Raw genomic sequence first — 4,760 nt, forward strand, 5'->3', positions numbered from 1 at the left:
GGCCGGAACCACCGCGGGCGGCCGGGGGTTGCCCTTCGCGGGCTTCTTCTCCGGCTCGTCCGACGCGCGGTAGCCCTTGCGCTCCGGGGGCGGCTCCGGCGGGTCGTCGTAGGCGTCGCGCGCGGGACGCTCGCGCGCGGGCTTGTCGTCGTCGCCGAACGGATCCTCGTCGCGCTTGCGGTCCTTCTCTTCAATCTCCCGCAGCTTGGCGGCCTCCGTCTTGCCCTGCCGGCGCTCGGGCGCGGCCTCGGGCGCATCCGGGGCGCGGCCGTTCACCGCGTTGAACTTCCGGGCGCACTGGGAGCGCTGGGTCGTGCAGCCCTCGAAACAGCGCGTCAGCTTGCGGATGGCGGCGCCGTTGCCGCCGTACTCGATGGTGCAGTCCTCCTTGCACGCGATGGCGTCCTCCTCGCACCCCGGCGGGATGGGGGCGGCCAGGGCAGGGGGACCAAGCAGGAAGGCGAGGGCGACGAGGCGCGGAAGAAGACGCATGGCAAATGTGAAAGCTACCAGTCTTCAGCGCTTCCCGGGGGAGGGCCCCGCGATATCGTCAGGCCCACGCCCGGCGCCCGGGCGAGGGGAGACGCATGCCGGCGGTCAAGGTGGGCATCATCGGGGGCCAGGCCCTCTACCAGGCCCTGGGGCTCCAGGGCCGGGGCGAACCCCTCACCATCGAGACGCCCTTCGGTCCGCACAGCTCGCCGTTCATCGCCACGGAGCTGGACGGCGTCCCCGTCGTCTTCGTCTCCCGCCACGGCCAGGGCCACGTCCACAACGCCACCCGCTCCCCCTACCGCGCCAACCTCTTCGCCCTGAAGGTCCTGGGCGTCACCCACGTCCTCGCCACCGGCACCGTGGGCAGCCTGCGCGAACACATCCAGCCGCTCCACCTGGCCCTGCCGGATCAGGTCATCGACCGGACCTACCGCCGCCCCTGCACCTTCTACGACGACGTCGCCGTGCACGTGGAGCTGGCCCAGCCCTTCTGCTCCACCCTGCGCCAGACGCTCACCGACGCCGCGCGCCATGGTGACACCGTGGTGCACCCCACCGGCACCTACGTGTGCATCGAAGGTCCCTCGCTCAGCACCCAGGCGGAGAGCCAGCTCTACCGCACCTGGGGCTGCGACCTCGTGGGTCTCACCGCGATGCCGGAGGCGCGGCTCGCCCGCGAGGCGGAGCTGCACTACGCCCTCATCGCGCTGCCCACCGACCACGACTCCTGGCGTCCCCAGCCCGTGGGCCAGGAACCCGAAGCCCTCCTGCCCCAGCTCGCCCAGCGCCTGGACGCCGTCACCGCCCACGGGGCCGCCCTGTTGCGCCGCGCGCTGCCCCGCATCGCCGGCACCGCGTCCCAGTGCCGCTGTGACAGCGCGCTCGCGCTGGCCATCTTCACCGACCGCTCGCGCATCCCCGCCGAGGTGCGCTCCCGCCTGCGCCCCCTCCTGGGCCGCTACCTGCCGTCCGGCGTCGTCTAGCAACCGACACTGCCGGGTCCCCGTCGCGAGCGCTCGGCTGGCTGGCTGCTGCCGAATGCCCGGACCGTTCGCACATTGGCTCCCCAACAGACCCGGAGGGGGAGTCACATGGGGCTGCCACGGCTCAAGTACCTGACGTGGAGGGAGTTCGGTCGGCGCTTCTGGAAGGAGATTGAAGAGGACGCCGTCACCGACGTGGCGGCGCAGCTGTCCTACTACTTCATCTTCTCCCTGTTCCCGTTCCTGTTCTTCCTCGTCACGCTGGTGGCGTACCTGCCGTTCGCGCCCGGCGCCGTGGACGCGATGATGGACCGCATCCGTCCGCTCGTGCCCGGGGACGCGCTGGGCGTGGTGAGCCAGCACCTGACGTCCATCGTCGGCGAGACGCGCCCCAAGCTGCTCACGGTGGGTCTGCTCGTCGCGCTGTGGTCGGCCTCGCGCGGCGTGGATGCGCTGCGCAAGGCGCTCAACATGGCGTACGACGTGCCGGAGTCCCGGCCCTACTGGAAGACGCAGGCCCTGGCGCTGACGGTGACGCTGGCGGGCACGCTGCTCATCCCCCTGTCCTTCGCCATCCTGCTCCTGGGGGGGCGCGTGGGCGCGTGGGCCGCGGACAAGCTGGCGCTCATCGACGAGTTCCACATCGTCTGGTCCTGGCTGCGCTGGCCGTTCACCGCGGGGCTGGTGATGCTGATGCTGTCGCTCTGCTACTACCTGCTGCCGGACGTGAAGCAGCGCTTCAAGTACATCACCCCGGGCTCCGTGTTCGGCACGCTGGCGTGGCTGGGCAGCACCTGGGGCTTCACCCAGTACGTGGAGCACTTCGGCAAGTACGACGTCACCTACGGCTCCATCGGTGGCGTGGTGGTGCTGCTGCTGTGGCTCTACCTCTCCGGGCTCATCTTCATCCTCGGAGGGGAGCTCAACGCCATCCTCGAACACGCCTCCGTGAAGGGGAAGGCCAAGGGCGCTCGCGACTTCGGTCAGCCCGCGCCCCTGGAGCCGCCCCTGAAGACGCCGGGCGCCGCGAAGAGCGCCAACAGCGCCCGGAAGACGCGGCTGGCCCTGTTCCGAAGAAGGCGCCGGGTGGCCGAGGGCAAGGACCCGGAGCCTCCCGGCTTCGTGCCGGACGAAGGCGACAACCCGCCCGTGCACTGAAAGGGGCCCGGGCGGGGCACTCCGAAGCAGACGACTACTTGGGCAGCTTCGCCTTGATGGCCGTCAGGCCGCCCGCGTCGTTGCGGCCGCCCTTGAGGCCCTGCTGCGCGATGATCTTCCGCAGGTGCGCGATGCGGTCCGCGTTGGTGGGGTGCGTGGACAGCCACTTGAGCACCGAGGGCTGGGTGCCCTGCATCTGCTGGAGCTTCTCGAAGAAGGCGATGAGGCCGTTCGGATCAAAGCCGGCCGCGGCGGAGTACCTGGCGCCGTACTCGTCGGCCTCCGTCTCCTCGCTGCGCCCGTGCGCCAGCTGCAGCCCGCCGCCCGCCAGCTGCGCGGCGATCTGCGCGGCGGTGCCCGGGTTCTGGCCCAGCGCCACCTGGGTGATGGTCTGCAGGCCGTACGCGTTCACCATCGCGCGCGCGGAATGCCGGCCCACCACGTGGCCCGCCTCGTGCGCCATCACGCCCGCCAGCTCCGCCTCGGTGTCCGCCGCGAGCAGCAGGCCCGTGTAGACGTAGAGGAAGCCGCCCGGCGTGGCGAAGGCGTTGACCGTCTTCGGGTCGTTGATGACGTTGACCTTCCACTTCACCCCGGAGCGGTCCTTGTTGGCCTGCGCCAGGATGGGGGCGGAGATGCCGCGCACGTACTGCAGCACTTCGGGGTCCTCCACGTATTGGATGTTCTCCTTCGTCTCCAGCTCCTTCTTCACCTGGAGGCCCAGCTGGTTCTCCTGTTCGTCGGAGATGAACGCCTTGGCGATCGCCTTCTCCGCGCCGACGCGCTGCTTCGCGCAGCCGGTGGTGAGGCCCGAGGCCAGGGTAAGGGTCAGGATTGCGGTGGCCATCCGATGCATGGGCGAGTCGTCCCTTCGCTAACGAGGTGGTGGCGTGTCCCGCCCCTCGTAGTCACGCTGACTCGCCCCGGGCAAGCCCCTTCCCGGCCCCGTTTTCACCGGAGGAAAGAGGGCCGCTGGGAGGGCACCCGGGCCCCGGCGCATGGGAAATGCGCGGGGAAGGGGAACCGGTGCTATGTGCCCCGGTGGATGCCTGAGCTACCGGAAGTGGAGATCGCCCGGCGCAACCTCGTGCGCTGGTTCAAGGGCCACCGCATCGTGCGCGCGGAAGCGGACGCCACCCGCATCTTCCGGGGCGCGGAGCTGGCGCACTTCGCGAAGCTCACCGGCCAGGTGAAGGCCCTGGAACGTAAGGGAAAATACCTCCTGCTCACCCTGGAGGGCGGCCGGGGCCTGATGGCCCACCTGGGGATGACCGGGAAGTTCGTGTGCCGCAAGGAGGGCGAGCCCGTGCCCTACAGCCGCGCCCGCTTTCACCTGGAGGACGGCCACGTCGTCCACTTCAGTGATCCCCGCCTCTTCGGCCGGATGGAGCCCGTGCCGGCCCAGGGGCTGTGGGAGCTGGCCTCCGTGAAGGCCCTGGGCAGGGATCCGCTGACTGAAGGCCTCACCGGCCCCCAGCTCCAGGAGGCGGTGGGGGACTCGAAGCAGGATTTGAAGGTGGCGCTGATGGACCAGGGCCGGATCGCGGGCCTGGGCAACATCCACGCGGCGGAGGCGCTCTTCCGCGCGGGCGTGCACCCGGCGCGCAAGCCCGCGTCGCTCACGTCCCCGGAGTGGCAGCGGCTGGCCGAAGGGGTCCACGCCGCGTTCGACTTCGCCTTCAAGGAGCAGGAGGGCGAGGACATCGTGTACCTGGAAGAGCCGGGTTCCGTGAACCGCTTCCACGTCTACGGGCGGGCGAAGGGGCCGTGCTCGAAGTGCGCAACGACCGTGGAGTCCTTCACCCAGGGTGGGCGCACCACGCATTTCTGTCCGAAATGTCAGCCGCTCCCCAAGGCCCCCGCCCCTCCGGGAAAGCCGCCGAAGAAGCCCTCACGGGTCGTTGGCGGAGCGAAGCCCCGCTCCCGTAGACGTTGACACCCCTGGGGGGCATGGCTTGAATCGCCCGCCCTTTACACCCGGCCGCGTCATGTCGTGGCCCCGGAGACCGTTGACCATGCCTCACGTCCTGCTGGCGGCGCTGCTCGTCGCCTCGTCCACGGCCACCGCGCAGACGCCGGTGCCTGATGGTGGCTCGCCCGCCGCGGCACCCCAGGAGTCGGCCC

Annotated in this window: 4 protein-coding genes and 1 pseudogene; 3 read left to right on the plus strand and 2 right to left on the minus strand. The window is 70.5% G+C overall.

What is annotated here, in order from left to right:
* Positions 1-492, minus strand: a pseudogene (locus tag D7Y13_RS38710) (hypothetical protein); the annotation flags it as partial.
* 95 nt (positions 493-587) lie between these two features.
* On the opposite strand from D7Y13_RS38710, the gene D7Y13_RS38715 reads away from it, so the two are divergent.
* Together D7Y13_RS38715 and D7Y13_RS38720 are read left to right on the plus strand one after the other, a co-directional pair.
* Positions 588-1,478, plus strand: a complete 891-nt coding sequence (locus tag D7Y13_RS38715; protein ID WP_120537087.1) for an MTAP family purine nucleoside phosphorylase — start codon at positions 588-590, stop codon at positions 1,476-1,478.
* 108 nt (positions 1,479-1,586) lie between these two features.
* Positions 1,587-2,636 carry a YihY/virulence factor BrkB family protein gene (locus D7Y13_RS38720; protein WP_120537086.1) on the plus strand — a complete coding sequence of 350 codons (1,050 nt, stop codon included), beginning with the start codon at positions 1,587-1,589 and terminating at the stop codon, positions 2,634-2,636.
* Between the two features lie 34 nt (positions 2,637-2,670).
* Here D7Y13_RS38720 and D7Y13_RS38725 read toward each other — a convergent pair whose 3' ends face one another.
* Entirely contained in the window at positions 2,671-3,492 is an 822-nt protein-coding gene (locus D7Y13_RS38725) for a M48 family metallopeptidase (protein WP_120537085.1), read from the minus strand.
* A gap of 189 nt (positions 3,493-3,681) precedes the next feature.
* Between D7Y13_RS38725 and mutM the strand changes: the two genes are divergently transcribed.
* Entirely contained in the window at positions 3,682-4,572 is an 891-nt protein-coding gene (gene mutM / locus D7Y13_RS38730) for a bifunctional DNA-formamidopyrimidine glycosylase/DNA-(apurinic or apyrimidinic site) lyase (protein WP_120585608.1), read from the plus strand.
* Positions 4,573-4,760 lie beyond the last annotated feature (188 nt).

Source organism: Corallococcus praedator (genome assembly GCF_003612125.1).
GTDB classification, from domain to species: domain Bacteria; phylum Myxococcota; class Myxococcia; order Myxococcales; family Myxococcaceae; genus Corallococcus; species Corallococcus praedator.

Bases quoted from the DNA above. Each gene is read 5' to 3' on its own strand.
- D7Y13_RS38725 (WP_120537085.1), bottom strand. From the start codon at position 3,492: ATGCATCGGATGGCCACCGCAATCCTGACCCTTACCCTGGCCTCGGGC.
- D7Y13_RS38720 (WP_120537086.1), top strand. From the start codon at position 1,587: ATGGGGCTGCCACGGCTCAAGTACCTGACGTGGAGGGAGTTCGGTCGG.
- mutM (WP_120585608.1), top strand. From the start codon at position 3,682: ATGCCTGAGCTACCGGAAGTGGAGATCGCCCGGCGCAACCTCGTGCGC.
- D7Y13_RS38715 (WP_120537087.1), top strand. From the start codon at position 588: ATGCCGGCGGTCAAGGTGGGCATCATCGGGGGCCAGGCCCTCTACCAG.